This is a genomic window from Rheinheimera sp. (genome assembly GCF_036568245.1).
Lineage (GTDB): Bacteria > Pseudomonadota > Gammaproteobacteria > Enterobacterales > Alteromonadaceae > Alishewanella.
Genome location: NZ_DATCSY010000214.1, coordinates 1 through 20,533 on the forward strand (window position 1 = coordinate 1; position 20,533 = coordinate 20,533).

Sequence of the window (20,533 nt, forward strand, 5' to 3'; positions counted from 1 at the left end):
TAATGGCTAATCACAACAAAGCGGCAGTAGAAAGACTATGCCGCTTTTTGTCGGGTTGTGCTATTATGCACGGCTAATTTTTAACGGTCAGATTTTTAAGGGTAACGTATGCAGGTTATTGAAGCGGGATTTTCTGCTAACGGTAAGAAGTTTGCGATCGTCGTAGCACGGTTTAATAGCTTTATTGTTGAAAGCTTATTGGATGGTGCAACAGACACGTTGCAGCGTATTGGCAATGTAGCTGAACAGGATATTACCGTGATCCGAGTGCCTGGCGCTTTTGAGCTGCCGCTGGCTGTACAACGCGTGGCCGCCAGTAAAAAATATGACGGTATCATTGCGTTAGGTGCGGTTATCCGTGGTGGCACACCTCATTTTGAATACGTATCCGGTGAGTGTACTAAAGGTATAGCGCAAGTGATGATGCAGCATGACATCCCTGTCGCTTTTGGTGTACTTACTGTAGACAGCATCGAGCAGGCCATTGAGCGCGCTGGCACCAAAGCCGGCAATAAAGGTAGCGAGGCTGCCATGTCTACGCTTGAAATGGTTAACCTGCTGACCAAGCTGTAACAGGAAGAGACATTTACATGAAACCAAATGCCCGTCGTCAGTCACGGTCACTTGCAGTGCAGGGAATATACAGCTGGCATGTCAGCCAGAACCCTATTGCAGAGATAGAGCAGCAATTATTGCTGGAAACCAATGTTAAGCACATTGACGTTGGCTATTTTCAGGATTTGTTACGTGGTGTGGTGAAAAACCATGCGGTGCTGGATGAGGCGGTAAAACCGTACTTAGACCGACCTTTTGATGAAATTGATTTTGTTGAGAAGGCTATTTTACGTGTGTCGGCCTATGAGCTGAAATACCGTCTGGACGTACCGTATAAAGTCATTATTAACGAAGCCATCGAGCTGGCAAAAGCCTTTGCCGCAGATGACAGCCATAAGTTTGTCAACGGCATTCTGGATAAAGCCGTACGCGTATTGCGTCCTAGTTAAAGGAGAGCCGACAATTGTCGGCTTCTTAATTTTATGGGTGAATTCGAACTCATTTCCCGTTACTTCAGTAACAGTGGTGCCCGTCGCCAGGATGCCGCTATAGGCGTTGGCGATGATGGTGCCGTACTGCAGGTGCGTGATGGATATGACCTGGTGGTCACGACCGACACTATGGTGGCTGGTACACACTTTTTCCCTGATGATGATCCCCGAGCTTTGGGTCATAAGCTGGTTACCGTCAACGTCAGTGATCTGGCGGCTATGGGCGCTGAACCTGCCTGGTTGTCGCTGGCGTTAACTTTGCCTGCAGTAGATGAAGACTGGCTTGCTGCGTTCTCTGCCGGTTTGCATGAAACGGCGGAATATTATAACTGTCAGCTGGTTGGTGGTGACACCACCCGGGGCCCGATGAGCCTGACGATGATTGCTAAAGGCATAGTACCTCGTGGTAAAGCGCTGACCCGCAGTGGCGCCAAAGTCGGTGATTATATTTATGTTACCGGTACGCTTGGTGACGCTGCGCTTGGCTTAAAGCTGTGCCAGGGCTTACACGAAGTGAGTAAGAAACATCAAACACATATCTTGCAGCGGTTTCATTATCCTTCAGCCCGTGTTGCTTTAGGGCAGGCACTGCGTAATATCGCCAGTAGCGCTATGGATTTATCCGATGGTTTGTACAGCGATATCCAGCATATTATGAAGCGCTCTGACGTCGGTGCCAGCATTGATGTGTCGCGTCTGCCGCTGTCTCAGGCAGTTAAAGACAGCTGCGATCAGACAACGGCGATGCAGCTGGCACTGTCTGGCGGCGAAGACTACGAATTATTGTTTACCGTACCGGAAGCTAAACGCGGCTCTCTGGACGTATTGCTGTCACCTTACGGCACGCCTGTCAGTTGCATCGGCCGCATTACCGGCGTAGCCGGCAAGCTGGAACTGAAGCAAGCTGAGCAGCCATTTAGTTACCAGCCCAACGGTTTTGTGCACTTTGTATGATGTACCTGTTATGACTAAAGCACGGTTTGACCTGAAGAAGTGGCACCAATTTCTGGCACTCGGTTTTGGTAGCGGCCTGGCAGCGAAAGCGCCCGGTACCTTTGGTACACTGGCTGCCGTGCCGCTGGTAGTGCTGTTGCTATTGTTGGGTAACAACTATCTGTTGCTGTTTGCTGTTGCCGGTTCGTTACTGGGTATTTATGTTTGCGGCAAAACGGCACACGATATTGGCGAGCATGATCACAGGGCTATTGTCTGGGACGAAGTCGTTGGTTATGCCATTACTATGTTGTGGGCTCCGCTGCACTGGCAAACGATACTGCTGGGCTTTGTATTGTTCCGCCTGTTTGATATTGTAAAACCCTGGCCAATCAGTTTGCTGGACAGACATGTACACGGCGGGCTGGGCATTATGCTTGATGATATTGCAGCAGGCGTTGCTGCCTGCCTGACACTGCAGTTGCTGCTACCTTTTTTACCCCTGGGCTAAAACGAATAATAAGAAGAGAGCACACAATGAAGAACACCTTATCGTTGCTTTTATTGTTGTGTACCTTTGCCTGTCAGGCATATAACCAACAGTCAGTGTACGATTTTGATATTAAGCATTGGGGCAGTGCTGAGGGATTATCCAATAATTCGGTGCGCTCGGTTAGCCAGGATGCGCAAGGCTACATCTGGCTGGCGACACAATACGGGTTAAACCGTTTCGATGGCATGCAGTTTGAACATTTCAATAAAGAAACGCACCGCCATTTAGCCAGCAATGCTATTACCCGTTTATATCACGACAGCAGGGGCTACATGTGGGTGGGGACTAAAGCCGGGTTATCTGGTTTTGACCCCGTTGACCTGACCTTTGAGCGCTATCAAATCCTGTCCGAAGTTACCGCTATCGTTGAAGTCAGCCCAGGCGAAATCTGGGTAGCCGCAGACTCTTTGTTCCGTGTTCGTGATGGCAAAGTCAGCCGGGTAGAGCAGATCCGCTCTCAGGTCGGCCAACTGGAGTTGGTCAATAACCAGGTATGGGTTACCAGCACAGATAAGTTATTTCGTATCGACGTTGAAGGTAATACTGAAAGTTTCCTGTTGCCACCTGAGTTGATGCAAACGCCGATTTACGACCTGTACTGGACAGACAACGGTTTGCACATTGCCGGTGAAGCAGGCTTTTATCATCTGGATAAATCCGGTGATGTCAAAAAGTGTGACCTGCCAGACAATAACAATACGGCTGTTTATAAACTGCTGAAAGATAGCCGGGGCAATAGCTGGATTTCTGCACACCGAAAATTATTTCACCGCCATAACGGCCAGAAATGGCAGCATATTACCGGCGATGAGCTCGGCAGTTACCCTTGGTTCAGCGATATTTTCGAGGACAAAGACCACAATATCTGGCTGGCCAGCTTTAGCGATGGCATTTATCGGGCGTCTGTTGGCAATATCCGCCGTATCGTACCGGCAACGGCAGATCCGGTCGTGCGAAGTTTGGGCGTGACACCGGACAATACGTTGTTAATTGCCGGACAATCTGACGTTGGTGAGCTGGATGTTGATGGCAATTATCGTTCTTTACTTAATGCCTCGCAGCTTGGTGCCAGTACAGTGCATGATGTTTACTGGCCTGACAATCAGCAGCTGTGGTTGGCAACAGACCAGGGGGTGCTGCGTTATCAGCGCGGACAGCCTGAACTTCAATCGCAGTTCGCATCGTTGAATGGCTACACCGTCAGGGTGTTGCAGCCCGATAACGCTGATGGTGTATGGATTGGGGGCGTGATGGGGTTGTTTCATTACCAAAATAGCATCCTGACGCCTTTCTCGCTCAACAGCGAACTGGAATCACGTCACATTACGGTGTTACAACAACAGCAACAAACCCTTATCTTCGGTACAACCAGAGGATTATACCAGTACGAATCAGGGCGGCTGACCCGGCTCGGTGTTGGCAGTGCTTTGTATAACAGCTACATCACAGCCCTGCAGATACTGCCGGACAACACTGTTATAGCCGCAACACTGGACGATGGTATCTTTGTAGAATTACCGCAGCAGACACAATGGCTGCAATGGCACGCTGGTAATGGGCTGCCACACAGCCCGGTCGTAAGTCTGGCGTTTGACGCAAGCAGCGACAAATTATGGGTCAGCAGTAATAAGGGGATCTTCAGGCTGAACAAAGCACAACTTGCTATGTTGGGGCAGGGTGCAGTGCAGGCTGATGAAATTCTCGGCCCGTATGACAGGCAGCTTGGCACAGTGCCCGGGCGCTGTTGCAACGGTGCAGGGCAAGCTAAAGTTGTGCGCTGGCAACAGCAGTATTGGTATCCAACGTTAAAGGGCCTGGTTGCAGTGCCGGTGCAGCTCGATCAGCAACAGCGCAGCAGCTTGCGGCCAGTCATTAAGAATGTGCAGGGGCTGCGTAACTATCATGTTGATGGTCTGCAATCGCGGTTAGTGCTTGACCTGGACGATCGCAATCTTAGCGTGCAGTATTCGGCGCTGGAGTTTATTAAACCGGCGGCACTGCAATTTCGTTACCGGTTGCAGGGGTTTGATCAGCACTGGCATGACGTTGGTGACCGGCGCGAAGCGGTATATACCAACCTTACGCCCGGGCGCTTTGTATTTCAGGTGCAGACGCGCTTTGATAATGGCACCTGGCTTGACGAGCAATCTACTCAGCTGGACATAGTAGTACCTAAACGTTTTGATGAAACCTTTATTTATCGCGGGCTGTGGGCGCTTTTAGCGTTGTTTTGCCTGTACGGCTTACTGTGGTTGCTGCGGCGCAATACTGTTAATCAGCAACTGCAGCTCGAGCGTTTGGTCAGACAGCGTACGCAGGAATTGGAAAACAGTAACCTGAAGCTTAATGAACTGAATGAGCAGCTAACATTGCTGACGCATAAAGACAGTCTGACCGGACTGCGCAACCGTCGTTTTATGTTCGAGCAACTGCCAAAAGACATTGAGCACTTTCAGCGTAACCGCGAATCAATGCAGTCGCAGGGCAAATGTGTTGCGTTAATTCACCTGGATTTGGATAACTTTAAACAGGTTAACGACCAATATGGTAATACTGCCGGCGATAGCTGCATTCAGCAGGTTGCAGGCATTTTAATTCGTGAAACGCGAGGTTCAGACTACGTGGTACGCTTTGCCGGTGAAGAGTTTGTGCTGGTACTACGTGATATCCAGACTGATTTGGTTGAACAGTTCAGTTACAGGTTAAACGAGCTGATTGGCAAAACGGTATTCAGTTTACCGGATGGTCACCGCACCCGTTTAACCTGCTCTGTCGGTTACGCTATCTTCCCCCTCGAATTGCTGGGCGGGCAACTGATCAGCTGGGAAATTTCGCTGCAACTGGCTGAAATGGCGCTGTACCATGTGAAGCATGCCGGTAAAAATGGTGTCGCTACTATTCATTTTGACCAACAGGTTGATGCCTTTGAGTTTGAAGACTCATCTCATGTTGAAGCCCAGGTAGAGCGTTTACTGGCCGCAGGCCTTGCCCGCTTTGAGCTGAAAAACACCCAGCTATGAATAAAAAAGCCTGCAGAACGCAGGCTTTTTTATCAAAAACATAGTGTTATTTCAGCGCACTGATGCTGTTGTAGATGCCATCACTGTCCAAGCCGAGCTCTGTATAGATCTCCTGCTGGCTGCCATGTTTTATAAACTGATCTGGTAAGCCCAGGTTGACACTGCGCACATCCAGCTTCGCCCGGCTGATAAACTCGTTCACGGCAGAACCGGCGCCTCCCATCACCGCATTGTCCTCGACCGTAACAAAATAATCATGCGAGTCAGCAAGCTCGGTCAACAGAGCCTCGTCCAGCGGTTTGACAAACCGCATGTCAACCAGAGTTGTGTTAAGCTGCTCTGCGGCATGCTGGCAGGCGCTGAGCAAAGGACCAAATGCCAGTATTGCGATACGCTTACCCTGACGTGTAACCTTGCCTTTACCCAGTGCCAGCAGCTGCATCTTCTGCTCTGCTGCTATACCGGTGCCGCTGCCGCGCGGATACCGCACTGCTGCTGGTCCCTGATACTGATAACCGGTGTAAAGCATCTGACGACACTCATTTTCGTCAGACGGCACCATAATGACCATATTAGGAATACAGCGCATAAAACTGATATCAAAAGCGCCCTGATGCGTCGGGCCGTCTGCGCCAACAACGCCAGCGCGGTCGATGGCAAATAAAACATCCAGATTTTGCAAAGCAACATCATGAATTAACTGATCATATCCACGTTGCAGGAAGCTGGAGTAAATAGCCACTACCGGTTTTAAGCCTTCAATGGCCATACCGGCCGCCAGTGTGACTGCATGCTGCTCTGCAATAGCCACATCAAAGTAGCGCTTGGGAAACGCTTTTGAAAACCGTACCAGATCAGAGCCTTCACGCATCGCCGGCGTAATTGCCTGTAAGCGCTCATCCTGCTCGGCCATGTCGCAAATCCAGCTACCGAAAATATTCGAGAACGTTGGCAAACCCGCTTTTTTAGCCGGTTGCTTTTTGTCGTCCGGATTAAATTTCGACACCGCATGGTAGCCAATTGGATCGGCCTCTGCCGGTGCATAGCCTTTGCCTTTTTTGGTGACGATATGCAGCAGCTGCGGGCCTTTCATGTTGCGCATATTGCGGATGGTATTCACCAGCCCCTGCACATCATGGCCATCGATTGGGCCTATGTAATTAAAACCCAGTTCCTCAAAGAAGGTGCCCGGCGTGACCATGCCTTTGAAATGCTCTTCTGCACGGCTCGCCAGCTCATGCAGTGGCGGTACGCCGCTTAATATTTTCTTACCGCCCTCACGCAGGCTGGTGTAAAAATTACCCGACAGAATACGGGCAAAATAGCGGTTTAATGCGCCGACATTCTCTGATATCGACATTTCATTATCGTTCAGAATAACCAGCATATCCGGGCGGACTTCACCCGCGTGATTCAGTGCTTCAAATGCCATGCCGGCAGTAATAGCACCGTCACCGATAACTGCCACGACCTTGCGGTTGCTGCGGGCCTGCTGTGCGGCAATTGCCATACCCAGCGCGGCACTGATTGACGTACTGGAATGACCGACAGACAATACGTCGTACTCGCTTTCTTCGCGGAAGGGGAACGGATGCAGGCCGTCTTTTTGCCGGATGCTGTGCATACGCTCTGCCCGGCCGGTCAGAATTTTATGCGGATAAGCCTGGTGGCCAACATCCCATATCACCCGGTCAAACGGCGTATTGTAGACATAATGCAATGCCACCGTCAGCTCAACGGTGCCTAAGCCTGAGGCGAAATGGCCACTGCTCTGACTGACGCTGCGTAACAAATAACTGCGCAGCTCGTCACTGAGTGCGGGCAGTTTTTCTTGTGGCAGCGATCTGAGCTGCTCGGGTAAATTAGCCTTGGCTAATAACGGGTAATCGTTAATATCTAACGCCATATTCCTTGCCTGTGTTAAAACCTGCGTTCGATAATGTACTGCGCAAAGGCACGTAATTCATCAGTGTTATACGGTAAGTCGGCCAAAGCGTTCAGCGCTTCCTGATAAAGCTGCTGCGCTTTGGTTTTGGCATTTTCTAAACCCAGTAGTGCCGGATAGGTCGATTTGTTGGCTTTGGTATCTGAGCCTTGAGGCTTACCCAGGGTCATAGTATCGCTTTCTATGTCGAGAATATCATCCTGCACCTGAAATGCCAGCCCTAAAGCGCGGGCATACCTGAGCAGATTGTCGCATTCTCTGGTATCGGCAGATGGGCTGCACAGCCAGGCCAGTTGCACAGCGCATTCTATCAGGGCGCCGGTTTTTAAACGGTGCATCCGCTCCAGTTGCTCAAGCGTTGTGCTTTGGTTGGTTTGTGCCAAATCAATTGCCTGCCCACCACACATACCTGCATAACCGGAAGCAGACGTTAGCCGCTGAATCATCTGCAGTATGATGTCTGCCTTAACCTGTTGGTAAGGATGACTGCTGAGTACCTCAAATGCCAGTGTTTGCAAGGCATCACCAGAGAGAATGGCGGTGGCCTCGTCAAATGCCTTATGGCAGGTGGGTTTGCCTCGGCGTAAATCATCATTATCCATTGCCGGCAGATCATCATGAATTAATGAGTAGCTGTGCAGCGCCTCTATCGCAGCTGCCGGACCATCCAAATCATGCAGGCTGGCACCAAGCATAGTGCCACAGCTGTATACCAGAAAAGGCCGTACCCGTTTTCCGCCTAACAGCAAGCTGTAAGACATCGCTTGCATCAGACGGCTGTCGGTTGCCGGCTGTTGGGATAATACTTGTTGCAGGTGTTGTTCTACCCGTTGCTGATACAGCGGCAAATTAGCAGGCAGCACACCTAATCTCCTTGCTCTGGTTCAAAGGGCAGCAGGCTTTCCTGTTGCTGTTGTTGCATCAGCAGTTGCACTTTTTGTTCCGCACCTTGCAATAATTGCTGACTTTGCCGGGCAAGGGTAATACCACGTTCAAACCGGGCTAAAGATTGATCCAGAGAAAGGTCTCCCTGTTCCAGTTGTTGTACTATCTGTTCCAACTCGGACAAGGTTTGTTCGAATTGGCTCAAATCGGCTTTTTTCTTGCTCATACTGCCCCCGGAAAAAGTGTGCGCAAAGGTACCTTAGCAGGCTATTATGGTCAATCAGAAAGCACAAGTGAAAAGCTAAATAGATAATTTCACGTAATTTATACTCAATCATTGCTTGCTGTTGTCGATAAACAGCTATCGTCTAAGATAAACTTGTACAGACGGTCGATGTAGCAGTGCTTGATCTAAGGAGATAAGAGTGGATATAGCTACCCTGGTTGGTATGTTGGGCGCAATTGGCTTCGTGGTAATGGCAATGATCCTGGGCAGTAACGGCGCTCCCGGCATGTTCATGGATACTGTATCTGTACTGATTGTATTTGCTGGTTCTATTTTCGTGGTTATCTCCAAATTTACCCTCAGTCAGTTTTTTGCCTCGGGTAAAGCTGCAGCAAAAGCCTTTATGTTTAAAATTGAGGCGCCGGAAGAGCTGATTGAAAAAGCAGTACAACTGGCAGACTCAGCGCGTAAAGGCGGCTTTCTGGCACTGGAAGAAGCTGAGATACCCAATGCCTTTATGCAAAAAGGTGTCAACATGTTGGTGGACGGACATGACGCTGACGTAGTGCGTGCGACCTTATTAAAGGACATCAGCCTGACAGAAAAGCGACATGAAACCGCTATTGCTATCTTTAAAAGCCTCGGTGATGTCGCGCCGGCAATGGGCATGATCGGGACGCTGATAGGTCTTGTCGCGATGCTATCGAATATGGATGACCCTAAAGCAATCGGTCCGGCGATGGCGGTTGCTTTGCTGACTACTTTATATGGCGCTTTTATTGCCAACATTATTGCGATACCGCTGGCAGACAAGCTGGCCATCCGCAATGCGCAGGAAAAGACCAATAACCAGCTAATTCTTGATGCTATTTTGGGTATTCAGGATGGACAAAACCCGAAAGTGATTGAGGGGATACTGCGTAATTATCTGGCGCAAAGTAAACGTGAACCAGCGGCTGCGGAGTAAGTCATGAGTGATGAAGCAGAAGAGTGTAAATGCCCACCACCCGGTTTGCCGGCGTATATGGGCACCTTCGCTGATTTGATGGCGCTGCTGATGTGCTTTTTCGTACTGCTATTGGCGTTTTCTGAAATGGATGTGCTGAAGTTTAAGCAGATTGCCGGTTCAATGAAGTTTGCCTTTGGGGTGCAGAATAAAATCGAAGTGGAAGATATACCAAAAGGCACCAGCATTATTGCGATGGAATTCCGGCCCGGCCGGCCGGATCCGACGCCGATAGAGACCTTGCAGCAGCAGACGATTGAAATTACCCAGCAGGTAATTGAATTTCAGGCTGGTGAGGAAGATTCTGCCGGTGGCCGACAAGAGCAACGGGAAGATTTAAGCGGTGGCCAGTCGGTCAGCAATGCGGAAGAAATCATGGATGGCGAATCGGCAACGGCTGAGGCGCAGGTAGAAGCGCAGCAGGAACAAACCAATGAAATGGTGAAAAAGCTGGCTGAACAATTGGAAAAACAAATTGTCGACGGTGCGATAGAGCTGGAGTCACTGGGCCAGCAAATTATTATCCGCATCCGCGAAAATGGCTCTTTTCCATCTGGCTCGTCATTTTTACAGCCACGCTTTAAACCGATTATTCAGCGGATTGGCAGCTTGCTGAACGATGTTCCGGGCGAAATTACAGTTACCGGCCATACCGATGATATTCAGGTATCGGATGAGCTGCACAGTAATAACTGGGATTTATCTGCCAAGCGTGCGGTATCAGTAGCGACCGAAATGATTAAAGCCGATGGCTTTGACCGTACGCGTTTAGTGGTGGTGGGGCATGCCGATACCAAGCCACTGGTGCCGAACGACACTGATTTAAACCGGCGTCGCAACCGTCGGGTAGAAATTTCGATTATGCAGGGTAAGGCAAAAGAGTCTGACCCGATAAGCCTGGAACCTGCCTCAGACACCAGTCAATAAAGCATTGGCGCAGATTAGGTCTTTGTTAAGAGATCCGCTATAATCTGCGCCACTTTTTTCCCTGCTGATATTTGCTGCTGTCCGATGATTGAATTTATTATCAAACTGCACCCGGAAATTGCCATTAAAAGCAAGTCGGTGCGTAAACGCCAGACGTTGTTGCTTGAGCGCAACATCAAGACCATTTTGCTGCGTACCGACAGCAATATCGAAGTTAACAATAATTACGATCACCTGACGATCCGCTGCCCCAGTGATGATGTAGCTATCCACCAACAGTTGATTGACCGCTTAAGCTGTATTCCGGGCATCGTGCATTTTTCTGAGATGCAGTCGAGCACCTTCAGCTCTTTGCATGATATCTATGAGCAGGTCGCCGCTGTATATGCCGAGCAAATACAGAACAAAACCTTTTGCGTGCGGGTGCGCCGTGCCGGCAAGCATGATTTCTCGTCAATTGAAGCGGAGCGTTATATTGGCGGCGGCTTAAACCAACTGGTGGCATCTGCACAGGTAAAACTGACTAAACCGGATATCATTGTTGCGCTTGAAGTACGAAAAGATCAGTTGATTATGGTGCGCAAACAGCATCAGGGCATGGGCGGCTTTCCTTTGCCATCGCAGTCTGATGTGCTGTCGTTGATTTCAGGTGGTTACGATTCAGCCGTCGCCAGCTACCTGATGATCCGCAAAGGCCTTCGCACGCATTATTTGTTTTTTAATCTCGGTGGCGCTGCGCATGAAGCCGGTGTACGTGAGATGGCGCACCTGATTTGGCAAAAATACAGCCTGTCGCACAAGGTTAAATTTGTCAGCGTCAATTTTGCGCCTGTGGTTGATCAGATTTTAGAGACTATCGATAACGGGCTGATGGGCGTTGTCCTTAAGCGCATGATGATGCGCGCCGCCAGCACGGTAGCAGAGAAGCTGGGTATTAAAGCTATCGTCACCGGTGAAAGTATTGGCCAGGTTTCCAGCCAGACCATTGCCAACCTGAGCGTGATTGACCGGGTCACCGAGACATTAATCCTGCGCCCGTTGATTTACCAGGATAAGCAGGAGATCATCGCGCTGGCAGCTAAGATTGGTGCTGAAGATATTGCCAAAAGTATGCCGGAGTATTGCGGTGTCATCTCGCGTAAACCTACGGTCAATGCCGCGCTGGCCGAGGTTATCGCCAATGAGCAGAACTTCGATTTTGCTGTGCTGGACCAGGCAGTGCAGGATGCCAAGGTGCTGGATATCCGCACTATAGAATACCAGGCTGAGCAACAGGCTGATGTGGTCACTGTACTGGCGCAGTTACCTGCCGATGCGGTAGTGCTGGATATCCGTAGCCCGGAGGAAACAGACGTCAAGCCGCTGACTGTCGAAGGGCATGACGTGGTTGAGCTGCCGTTTTTCCGTCTGGCGTCGCAGTTTGCTAATCTGGATCAGAGCAAGCACTATTACTGCTACTGTGAGCGCGGTGTCATGAGCCGGCTGCAAGCGGTGGTACTGCAAGAGCAGGGCTTTAAAAACGTATCGGTGTACCGGCCTTAATCTTAATACAGCTGTTGCTGGCGCAGTAAAATCTGCTCCAGCAGCGCCTGATTATGCGGCACGCTGATATTATGGTGCACCGCCTGTTGTACTACATATCCTGTTATTGCGTCTATTTCGGTACGCCGGCCATGCGCTAAATCCTGCTGCATTGATGAGAAGTTCTGCGCAGTACTGCTGATAACCCGTAGTACGGTTTGCAAGGTGCTGTGTGCAGACATTGGATAACCGCAGGCTGCTGCAACCTGGCACACTTCGGTGACCAGTGCTTCGATGTGTTGGTGGTATTTCTGTGCGGCAAGTTCGCCATTGCGGCAATTGTACAGTGCTGTCAGTGGGTTTATCACGGCGTTGATGGCCAGTTTCTGCCACAGCGCCGGTTGAATGTTGTCGGTGAAGTTAACCGGACCCAGCGCCACATCCATTGCCTGTAGTACCTGCTGCTGTTTTACTTTCGCTGCATCGTTAAGTGCTGCCAGTGTGCTGCTGCCGGTGCCAGTATGCTGCACAGCATCTGGTTGTTTTAGCGCCCCGTGGGTCGTGGTCAGAAACCATAAACCATGCCCGGCGGCGAGCATTGGTTTTACCTGTTCAATACTGCCCATGCCGTTATGACTTAGCACCAGCTGTGCATCCTGCGCCAGAGCCGGCAGCAGTGCCTGAATGGCCTCTGTTACCGCGTAACTTTTTACCGGAATAAGTACCGCTGACAGCGGTGCCACAGCGGGCTGAAACGTCAATTGGTGCCCATCAAATTCGACACTGCAGCTTTGAGGTTGACGTAGCCACAGAGTGACATCAAAGCCTGCCAGTTGCAGGCGGCTGGCCGCCAGTAAACCTATAGCGCCCCGGCCAACAATACTCCAGCTTAACGCTGGCTGCGGGGCCGTACTTTGTGCCACAGGCTACGCACCAGATAAAAACTGACGACGCCGGCAATATCTGCAGCAAAGTCACGCCAATCACCCTGGCGGCGGGTAAAGTAATGCTGTACCAGCTCAATGGCGCCGCCGTAACTGCCCAGCACAATAAAGGCTGTTAGCGGCGCTAATTTAAAGCCTTTCCACAGCAGTGCAGCCAGCAGGGCAAAAATACCAAAATGTACCAGCTTGTCCATGTGGGCAAAGCCAGCAATAACACGGTGGCCGTTCAGCTCAGCCAGAAAGCTTGCCGTCGCCAGCACGAAGAAGGAGAGGCAAAAAACGCGGTAGACAGTCTGCGGCACAAAAACCCCCGTAATATATGGCGCTCGGATTGTAACAGTTTTCTGGTTATAATCACCAGCAAACAGAGACTCTTATAGTCAGGAGATAAAGAATGCCGTCATTTGATATCGTTTCAGAAGTTGATATAAATCAGGCGAAGAACGCTGTAGAGAACGCCAAACGCGAACTTGAGACCCGCTTTGATTTTCGTGGTGTTAACGCCAAAATTGAGCTGAACAAAGAGCAGATTGAGCTAACTGCTGAAGCCGACCAGCAAGTGATGCAGCTGTTTGATATTTTTGCCACTAAAGCCAGTAAGCTTCAGCTGGATGTCAGTAGTTTCAAGATTGAAAAAGAAGAACGTCACGGCAAATTTATCACCCGTCATGTCAGTATCAAGCAGGGTATCGATAAAGAGATGGCGAAAAAAATCGTTAAACTGGTTAAGGATAGCAATATTAAGGTGCAGGTGGCTATCCAGGGGGAAGAGCTGCGGGTAACCGGTAAAAAGCGCGACGATTTACAGGCCGTTATGCAATTGGTGCGCACCAGCGAGCTGGGACAGCCGTTCCAGTTTAAAAACTTCCGCGACTAGATTTTGGCCATCCAGACATCTATTGACATTTTGCCTTGATGGCGTAAACTGCACGCGGCTCCATATGGAGCCGCTTTTTCTGGTGCTGCAGAGCAACTGCAGGTAAACGGGAATCTGGTGTAAATCCAGAGCTGCCCCCGCAACGGTAAACAACTGAGCTGTACTCAAGGCCACTGTCACAGGATGGGAAGGCGAGTACAGGCGAAAGCAGGTTGTCAGCCCGGAGACCGGCCGGAAAGAATCCTTCAACTTGAATAAATGTGCGGTGGGCACGTTTTCGGAGCTTACATGTTTAAACCTGCTTTTGCGGCCGTTCTGGTCGCGTCCTGCTGCTCGGTTGCAGCAGAAGATTCTGTTGAACATATCAGTATATATGCCAATCGCACAGCAACGCCGCAACAAGAGGTGCTGGCCAGTGTCACTGTGCTGGAGCGCGATGACATCGTCGCGCGTCAGGCCAGCGATTTGCCTGCTTTGCTCGCGCAGTTGCCGGGTATTAACCTGTCACGTGATGGTGGCCGTGGGCAAACCGCAGGCATTTACATCAGGGGAGGCAATACCGGCCACAGTTTGGTACTGATTGATGGTGTGCGCAGTGGCTCTGCTACTTTGGGATATAAATCGCTGTCAATGTTACCGCTGGAACTGATTGAGCGTATTGAGGTAGTTCGAGGCCCTCGCGCAGCATTATATGGTTCTGACGCTCTGGCGGGTGTTATTGCTATTACAACCCGGCGCAGCAAAGCGGTGGAACTAAACGCTAATGTCGGAAGCTATGGTCAGGCCGGAACAGACATTAGCGTCAGCCACAGTGCGGAACAGTTAACTTTGCATGCCAGTGCAGGTGTGAGCCGGGCAGACGGTTTTAATGTACGCAAAGATTTAGACGCGGATAAAGATGGCTACAATCAGAAGTACATTAAGGTGGCAGCTGATTATCAAACGACAGTTGGCCAGTTCAGTGCCCAAGCCGACGTCAACAGTGGCTTTTACCAGTTTGATACCAGTTATGGTGTAGAAGACGAAGCTGATACCCTGAACCGGGCTTATCTGCTGGGATGGCAGCATCAGGTAGGGCAGTGGCAACACCAGGCATTACTCAGTCGTAACCTCGACAGTGAAGCGACATTTGGCCCTGGCTCACGCAGCCCCTTTGTTACCGGCAGAGATGAGTTCAGTTATCAGGCAGCAGGCGATCTTACTGATAACCTTAGTTTTCTGGCCGGTGTAAATTGGTACCACGAGCAAGTAGATAAATCGGTAACCGCTTACGAGCAAACCAGCAGAATCAACCGGGCGGTTTTTACCGGCGTTAATTATCAACTGAATGCATTGCAACTGGAAGCTGCGGTACGTCGGGACCTGATTAACCAGTATGGTGGTCAGAATACCTGGCAGTTAGCCGCAGCCTATCAGCTTGCAGAGCATTGGCTGGTGCGTGCCAGCCGCGGCACCGCATTTAAAGCCCCTACATTTAACGACCTGTATTATCCAGGCTACGCCAATCCGGATTTAAAGCCAGAAGAGTCAGAGTCTGATGAGATTGCCGTTAGCTATCGCAATGCGGGTTTGGTGGTGCAATTGGCTTGGTTTGACCGCGATGTTACCAATCTTATTCAGGGGGTAGAGCAAGCCGAAAACGTATTGCTCGCGACAATCGAAGGTATCGAGTTCAGTGTGGAGCAACAGTGGCAGCAATTTAGTAGCACTTTTGCTTATACCTGGCTGGATACTGAGAATGCCAGTACTGGTAAAATGCTTGCCCGCAGACCGGAAAATAGTATTAACTGGCGCGGAAGCTATGATGCAGACAAGTGGTCTGCATTTGTGACCGCAGACTATCAGAGTTCAACCTATCAGGGCATAGACTGGGCAACCGGGGGGGATTTGCCACTGGCTCCATCTCATACTGTTTGGGGTTTTGGTGCCAGTTACGCGGTAACCGCAGCACTTACTGTAAGAGCCAAGGTAGATAACCTGTTTGATAAGGATTATTACACCAGCGACAGCTACACTGTTGCCGGCACTAACTTTGGTATCAGTCTGAGTTACAGCCCGCGTTAATTGCGTTGTTAAATAAAAAGCCACACTGATTTCTAGTGTGGCTTATCTGCCTGTAGCGAAGCATTCTGAAGTTGCAGGTACTGATAATAGCGCTGCGGCTCCTGAGTTTGTTGCAAAGCCTGCCACAGATTTATCGCCAGCTGCTGATGTTGCAGATAAAAAGCCTTACTAAACACCAGATAACCGGTAGTTTGATAAAGCGGCGGGTAGACTACTTCTAACCCCTCTGTAAAGCCTGTCGGCGCCGGTAACTGGTTCACTTCACACAGCGTCGTGGTGGCGTCAACACGGCCTTGTTTAACCAAGTCAAATGCCTGCTGTTGCGACTGCACTGCGACAATACTTACTTCAACCGGGTAATCCGGCGTTGTATAACCCAGTGGTCTGGCGATAACAATCCCTGTAGCTGAGCGTTGTATAACATTGTCATTATGACGCTGCACAAGACAGGTTGAATGCTGACTAAGCGCCAGACTGATATCCGGCTCGTCAGGGGTTTTCATTGGATAAACAGCAAAACTGCGGCGTGATTCGGCGTAGGTTGCTACCAACGCATCCACCTTATTTTGTTCCAGCAACTGCAGGCAGCGTAGCCAGGGCTTACGCTGCAACACCAGTTGTATCCGGGTGAGTTTCGCTGCAGCTTGTAAATGCTCTATTGTTACACCAGGAGGTGACGCGACCTGCTCACCGTCACCGGCATAGTAGGGCAGCAACTGCTTATCTTCGTAGCAGAAGTTTAGCCCGGTTGTAGTATTTGCCTGTGCTGCTGTTATCGTCAGGCTTAACAGGCAAAACAATGCCCTGACACCATTCATGATTTTAACAATGCCTGATAGTGCTGGCGGAACTTTGCCATTTTCGGTGCGACAATCACCTGACAATAGCCCTGTTCCGGATGTTTAATAAAATAGCCCTGATGGTACTCTTCAGCGATATAAAACGCGGTTACAGGCGATACTTCAGTCACAATATTGCCGCTAAATACATTTTCGGCTTTAAGTTCAGCAATGATTTTATTGGCGATATGTTGCTGCGTATCATTGTGAAAGAAAATTGCTGAGCGATACTGCGTGCCAATGTCATTGCCCTGGCGGTTAAGCTGGGTAGGGTTATGTAAGCTGAAAAAAATCAGGCAAAGCTGCTCATAACTGATAGCGGTATCATCGTATTCAACCTGCACCACTTCTACATGGCCGGTGTCGCCATCACAGACGCGGCGGTAGCTGGCGGTGTCAGCACTACCGCCCATATACCCACTGAGAGCCCGGATCACTCCATTCAATTGGTTCATAGCTGCTTCAAGGCACCAGAAACAGCCCGCACCAAAAGTTGCGGTTTGTAACGCCATTGCTTTTCTCCTTCTTCCCTGAGTTTTGACTTTACGCTAGTTTTACGGTTGCTTCCAGTTTCTGGATAGTGGAAATAAAAAAGGCGCCAACCGGCGCCTTTTTATTGGCTAAGAAGGATGCACCTCGTCGGCGGCATGTTCATCAGGCGCCTCATTCTCAAGCTTATGTAGCTTCTGCTCCAGTCGCTTCGGTGAGCCGGTATTGCGCGCAATCACCATGTAAGTGACCGGTACCACATAAATAGTCATCAGCGTGGCCAACGCGACGCCTGAGAAAATAACCATACCAATTACCATCCGGCTTTCTGAACCCGGGCCACTGGCAACAATCAGCGGTATGCTGCTCATCGCGGTAGTGAAGGCTGTCATCACAATAGGACGCAGTCGCTGCGTGGCAGCTTGCTGTATTGCGGTGGTAAATTCTACACCGGCGTCACGCAGCTGGTTGGCAAACTCAACAATCAGAATACCGTTTTTGGCAACAAGTCCTATCAGCATGACCAGGCCAATCTGACTGTATATATTCAGCGTCATACCACTGAAGTACAGGCCGGACAGGGCACCGACCAGCCCAAGTGGCACAGTGACCAGGATCACCAGCGGGTGAATAAAGCTTTCAAACTGTGCAGCCAGTACCAGATAAGTGATAAGCAGTGCCAGTACAAACACCATTAGTGTTGAACGGCCGCTTTCCTGATACAGCAGCGACTCACCTTTATAATCGATGCCAACGGTATCATGGATCTCGGTTTCAACAACGTTTTCCAGATATTCCAGCGCCTCACCGAGGCTGTAGCCTGGTGCCATGCTGGCCGTCAGCGTAATGCTGCGCATACGGTTATAACGGTTCAGGCTTGATGATGTAGCTTCTTCACGCAGGGTTACCAGGTTATCCAGCGGGATCAGCTCACCTGATGTCTCAGAGCGCAAATACACATTGGTGATGCTGCCAGGAGCGGTGAAGTCATCATCTTTACCTTCAATAATGACATCATACTCTTTACCACGGTCAAGGAAGGTTGTTACCCGGCGTCCGCCCAGCATGGCTTCCAGCGAGCGGCCAATGGCGCCAACAGAGATACCCAAATCACCGGCACGTTCGGTATTAATTTCTACTAATACCTGCGGTACTGTCTCTTTGTAGTCGTGATCCAACATCAGAATATTCGGGTTTTCGGCTGCTTTTTCCAGCACTATATCGCGCCAGCGCGCCAGTTCTTCATAAGTGTTGCCCTGCAATACAAACTGAATAGGGCGGCCGCCGCCACCACCGCCGCCAAGGCCGCTACGCATGAACGTAAAGGCGCGCACATCCGGTATCTCATTCAGTTTCTGGCCAACTTCGCCCATCAGCTCTTGCGTGCGTCGCTTACCGTTGTGCCAGTTCTCGGTGCCGACAATCGCTACACCGCCACTATTACCCCAGCCGGGTACCCTCACCAGCAGACGGTTAAACTCGCCTTTTTGGTAGTAAGGCATCAGCACATCTTCAATTAAGCGCATATTGCGGCTGTTGCTGGTATAGCTGGCGCCTTCGGCCGGGCTCATCATAACAAAGAAGGTGCCACGGTCTTCCGGTGGCGCCAGCTCGCTTGGCAGCAGCCGCACCAGCATGTAGCTGGCAATAAAACATAAGGCAACCACAATCATCACCGGCCAACGGGTAGCACAAACGACTTCCAGTTGCCGGCGGTAGGCGTTTTCCAGCTTGTGAAAGGCTGCATGCAGCCAAAGGCCCAGCTTGCTTTCGCGTTTCTGATGCGTCAGTAATTTACTGCATAACATCGGTGATAATGTCAGTGCAGTCACACTGGAAAAGGCTACAGCCGCTGCGATGGCCAGTGCAAACTCAGTAAAGAGTTTACCCAGCTGGCCTTGCATAAATACCAGCGGCACAAACACCGAAATAAGCACCAGTGTGGTGGCGATAACGGCAAAACCTACCTCGCGGGCACCACGGTATGACGCCACCAGCGGATGTTCGCCAAGCTCAATACGGCGATAAATGTTCTCCAGCACGACGATGGAATCATCCACTACCAGACCAATAGCCAGCACCATCGCCAGTAATGTCAGCAGGTTGACTGAAAAGTCCAGTGCAAACAACACGGTAACAGCAGAAACCAGCGCCACCGGCACCGTTACCGCCGGGATAAAGGTTGCCCTGATATTGCCAAGGAACAAGAAGATTACAACGACTACCAGTACCATGGCGATGGCCAGCGTGTTGTACACTTCCTTTATTGACTCGGCGATAAACAGCGAAGAATCGTAACCCGGCTCGATAGTGGTGCCTTGTGGTAACGTCTCTTTGATCCGCTCCATCTCTGCCCGGGCCGCGCGTACTACTTCCAGCGTATTGGCTTTAGACTGCTTAATAATACCAATACCCAGCAGGTTTTTACCGTCGCCGCGAAACTCACTTTCTTCGTTTTCTGCGGTCAATAATACGTCGGCAACTTCGCCTAAACGCACCAGATAGTTGTTGTCGCCGCGTTTAATCACCAGGCGGCGAAAATCCTGCTGCGTTTTGTAAGTGCGTACGACACGCACGGTAAAATCACGATCAGTCGATTTAATGTTACCGGCCGGCAGTTCAACGTTTTCTGCCCGCAGCACATTTTCGATATCCTGCACGGTGACACCACGTGATGCCATCGCATCACGGTCGAGCCAGATGCGCATGGCATAATCACGTGAGCCACCCAATTGCAGGCGGGCGACACCGTCTACTACTGAGAAACGTTCAACAATGTAGCGGTCAGCGTAATCTGTCAGCTCCAGTGAGGTCATGGTTTCACTGTTAAGTACAAACCAGGCAATGGTATCTTCATCATCGCTGGCTTTGGAGACTTCCGGCGGGTCGGCTTGATCTGGTAGGTTGTTAAGCGCACGCGATACGCGGTCCCGTACGTCGTTGGCGGCAGAGTCGATATCGCGCTCTACGTTGAATTCAATTGAAATATTGGAGCGGCCATTGCGCGACACAGAGTTGATATTTTTAATGCCTTCAACGCCGCTGATTCGGTCTTCCAGTAACTGGGTGATTTTCGATTCAACAATTTCTGCTGACGCGCCAGGATAGTTGGTACCGATGCTGACGATAGGCGTATCAATGTCAGGGTATTCCCTCAGTGGCAGCATGCTAAAGCAAACAATACCGAATACGATCAGCAGCAGGTTTATTACCGTGGCGAAAACCGGTCGTTTAACCGAGGTATCAGACAACCACATA

The 20,533-nt window shown here is 50.4% G+C and carries 18 protein-coding genes and 1 riboswitch; of the genes, 10 read left to right on the plus strand and 8 right to left on the minus strand.

Translation table 11 applies throughout. The features are described 5' to 3' along the window. The first annotated feature begins 108 nt into the window (after positions 1-108). The 5 genes from ribE to VIN66_RS09940 are packed head-to-tail and all read left to right on the plus strand — an operon-like array spanning position 109 to position 5,552. Positions 109-573 (plus strand): 6,7-dimethyl-8-ribityllumazine synthase, encoded by a 465-nt coding sequence (gene ribE / locus VIN66_RS09920; RefSeq protein WP_226766964.1) that lies wholly within the window; start codon positions 109-111, stop codon positions 571-573. Positions 574-590: 17 nt separating this feature from the next. Next, positions 591-1,004 (plus strand): transcription antitermination factor NusB, encoded by a 414-nt coding sequence (nusB, locus tag VIN66_RS09925; RefSeq protein ID WP_226766962.1) that lies wholly within the window; start codon positions 591-593, stop codon positions 1,002-1,004. A gap of 33 nt (positions 1,005-1,037) precedes the next feature. Beyond that, positions 1,038-2,000, plus strand: coding sequence for a thiamine-phosphate kinase (gene thiL, locus VIN66_RS09930; protein ID WP_331923838.1), 963 nt, complete (start codon positions 1,038-1,040; stop codon positions 1,998-2,000). A gap of 10 nt (positions 2,001-2,010) precedes the next feature. Then, complete coding sequence (locus VIN66_RS09935; RefSeq protein ID WP_331923839.1) at positions 2,011-2,490, plus strand: phosphatidylglycerophosphatase A; 480 nt, start codon at positions 2,011-2,013, stop codon at positions 2,488-2,490. Between the two features lie 26 nt (positions 2,491-2,516). After that, entirely contained in the window at positions 2,517-5,552 is a 3,036-nt protein-coding gene (locus tag VIN66_RS09940; protein ID WP_331923840.1) for a diguanylate cyclase, read from the plus strand. A 46-nt stretch (positions 5,553-5,598) separates the two neighbouring features. Here VIN66_RS09940 and dxs read toward each other — a convergent pair whose 3' ends face one another. The 3 genes from dxs to xseB are packed head-to-tail and all read right to left on the minus strand — an operon-like array spanning position 5,599 to position 8,608. Next, a complete protein-coding gene (dxs, locus tag VIN66_RS09945) occupies positions 5,599-7,458 on the minus strand; it encodes a 1-deoxy-D-xylulose-5-phosphate synthase (RefSeq protein WP_331923841.1) in 1,860 nt (619 codons plus the stop codon). 14 nt (positions 7,459-7,472) lie between these two features. After that, a complete protein-coding gene (gene ispA, locus VIN66_RS09950; protein WP_331923842.1) occupies positions 7,473-8,360 on the minus strand; it encodes a (2E,6E)-farnesyl diphosphate synthase in 888 nt (295 codons plus the stop codon). Between the two features lie 2 nt (positions 8,361-8,362). Then, positions 8,363-8,608, minus strand: a complete 246-nt coding sequence (gene xseB / locus VIN66_RS09955; protein WP_134056150.1) for an exodeoxyribonuclease VII small subunit — start codon at positions 8,606-8,608, stop codon at positions 8,363-8,365. Positions 8,609-8,807: 199 nt separating this feature from the next. Between xseB and pomA the strand changes: the two genes are divergently transcribed. The 3 genes from pomA to thiI all read left to right on the plus strand — a co-directional run bounded on the left by pomA (position 8,808) and on the right by thiI (position 12,083). Continuing rightward, positions 8,808-9,575, plus strand: coding sequence for a flagellar motor protein PomA (gene pomA, locus VIN66_RS09960; protein ID WP_134056147.1), 768 nt, complete (start codon positions 8,808-8,810; stop codon positions 9,573-9,575). Positions 9,576-9,578: 3 nt separating this feature from the next. Continuing rightward, on the plus strand, positions 9,579-10,541 hold the full coding sequence (locus tag VIN66_RS09965) for a flagellar motor protein MotB (RefSeq protein ID WP_331923843.1): 963 nt from the start codon (positions 9,579-9,581) through the stop codon (positions 10,539-10,541). An 84-nt stretch (positions 10,542-10,625) separates the two neighbouring features. Beyond that, positions 10,626-12,083, plus strand: a complete 1,458-nt coding sequence (thiI, locus tag VIN66_RS09970) for a tRNA uracil 4-sulfurtransferase ThiI (RefSeq protein ID WP_331923844.1) — start codon at positions 10,626-10,628, stop codon at positions 12,081-12,083. A 2-nt stretch (positions 12,084-12,085) separates the two neighbouring features. Here the strand turns inward: thiI and VIN66_RS09975 are convergent, their stop codons facing one another. Further along, the gene (locus VIN66_RS09975) at positions 12,086-12,985 is read right to left on the minus strand and encodes a 2-dehydropantoate 2-reductase (RefSeq protein WP_331923845.1); all 900 of its coding nucleotides are present in this window, start codon (positions 12,983-12,985) and stop codon (positions 12,086-12,088) included. After that, positions 12,952-13,308, minus strand: coding sequence for a VanZ family protein (locus VIN66_RS09980; protein WP_331923846.1), 357 nt, complete (start codon positions 13,306-13,308; stop codon positions 12,952-12,954). The genes VIN66_RS09975 and VIN66_RS09980 overlap by 34 nt, the downstream gene beginning before the upstream one ends. 92 nt (positions 13,309-13,400) lie before the next feature. On the opposite strand from VIN66_RS09980, the gene VIN66_RS09985 reads away from it, so the two are divergent. Both VIN66_RS09985 and VIN66_RS09990 read left to right on the plus strand, forming a co-directional pair. Next, the gene (locus tag VIN66_RS09985) at positions 13,401-13,883 is read left to right on the plus strand and encodes a YajQ family cyclic di-GMP-binding protein (protein WP_331923847.1); all 483 of its coding nucleotides are present in this window, start codon (positions 13,401-13,403) and stop codon (positions 13,881-13,883) included. A gap of 63 nt (positions 13,884-13,946) precedes the next feature. Beyond that, positions 13,947-14,133, plus strand: a riboswitch (cobalamin riboswitch). A 38-nt stretch (positions 14,134-14,171) separates the two neighbouring features. After that, positions 14,172-15,947 (plus strand): TonB-dependent receptor domain-containing protein, encoded by a 1,776-nt coding sequence (locus VIN66_RS09990; RefSeq protein WP_331923848.1) that lies wholly within the window; start codon positions 14,172-14,174, stop codon positions 15,945-15,947. A gap of 32 nt (positions 15,948-15,979) precedes the next feature. Here the strand turns inward: VIN66_RS09990 and VIN66_RS09995 are convergent, their stop codons facing one another. The 3 genes from VIN66_RS09995 to VIN66_RS10005 all read right to left on the minus strand — a co-directional run bounded on the left by VIN66_RS09995 (position 15,980) and on the right by VIN66_RS10005 (position 20,532). Continuing rightward, a complete protein-coding gene (locus VIN66_RS09995) occupies positions 15,980-16,765 on the minus strand; it encodes a transporter substrate-binding domain-containing protein (RefSeq protein WP_331923849.1) in 786 nt (261 codons plus the stop codon). Continuing rightward, entirely contained in the window at positions 16,762-17,298 is a 537-nt protein-coding gene (gene msrA, locus VIN66_RS10000; RefSeq protein WP_331923850.1) for a peptide-methionine (S)-S-oxide reductase MsrA, read from the minus strand. The genes VIN66_RS09995 and msrA overlap by 4 nt, the downstream gene beginning before the upstream one ends. Positions 17,299-17,406: 108 nt before the next feature. Next, positions 17,407-20,532, minus strand: a complete 3,126-nt coding sequence (locus VIN66_RS10005; RefSeq protein WP_331923851.1) for an efflux RND transporter permease subunit — start codon at positions 20,530-20,532, stop codon at positions 17,407-17,409. Position 20,533: the final 1 nt, after the last annotated feature.

Coding starts and splice junctions, on each gene's coding strand:
- VIN66_RS09990 (WP_331923848.1), top strand. CDS start 14,172: ATGTTTAAACCTGCTTTTGCGGCCGTTCTGGTCGCGTCCTGCTGCTCG.
- VIN66_RS09940 (WP_331923840.1), top strand. CDS start 2,517: ATGAAGAACACCTTATCGTTGCTTTTATTGTTGTGTACCTTTGCCTGT.
- VIN66_RS09965 (WP_331923843.1), top strand. CDS start 9,579: ATGAGTGATGAAGCAGAAGAGTGTAAATGCCCACCACCCGGTTTGCCG.
- VIN66_RS09995 (WP_331923849.1), bottom strand. CDS start 16,765: ATGAATGGTGTCAGGGCATTGTTTTGCCTGTTAAGCCTGACGATAACA.
- VIN66_RS10005 (WP_331923851.1), bottom strand. CDS start 20,532: ATGTGGTTGTCTGATACCTCGGTTAAACGACCGGTTTTCGCCACGGTA.
- dxs (WP_331923841.1), bottom strand. CDS start 7,458: ATGGCGTTAGATATTAACGATTACCCGTTATTAGCCAAGGCTAATTTA.
- ribE (WP_226766964.1), top strand. CDS start 109: ATGCAGGTTATTGAAGCGGGATTTTCTGCTAACGGTAAGAAGTTTGCG.
- msrA (WP_331923850.1), bottom strand. CDS start 17,298: ATGGCGTTACAAACCGCAACTTTTGGTGCGGGCTGTTTCTGGTGCCTT.
- VIN66_RS09935 (WP_331923839.1), top strand. CDS start 2,011: ATGACTAAAGCACGGTTTGACCTGAAGAAGTGGCACCAATTTCTGGCA.
- thiL (WP_331923838.1), top strand. CDS start 1,038: ATGGGTGAATTCGAACTCATTTCCCGTTACTTCAGTAACAGTGGTGCC.
- nusB (WP_226766962.1), top strand. CDS start 591: ATGAAACCAAATGCCCGTCGTCAGTCACGGTCACTTGCAGTGCAGGGA.
- VIN66_RS09985 (WP_331923847.1), top strand. CDS start 13,401: ATGCCGTCATTTGATATCGTTTCAGAAGTTGATATAAATCAGGCGAAG.
- thiI (WP_331923844.1), top strand. CDS start 10,626: ATGATTGAATTTATTATCAAACTGCACCCGGAAATTGCCATTAAAAGC.
- xseB (WP_134056150.1), bottom strand. CDS start 8,608: ATGAGCAAGAAAAAAGCCGATTTGAGCCAATTCGAACAAACCTTGTCC.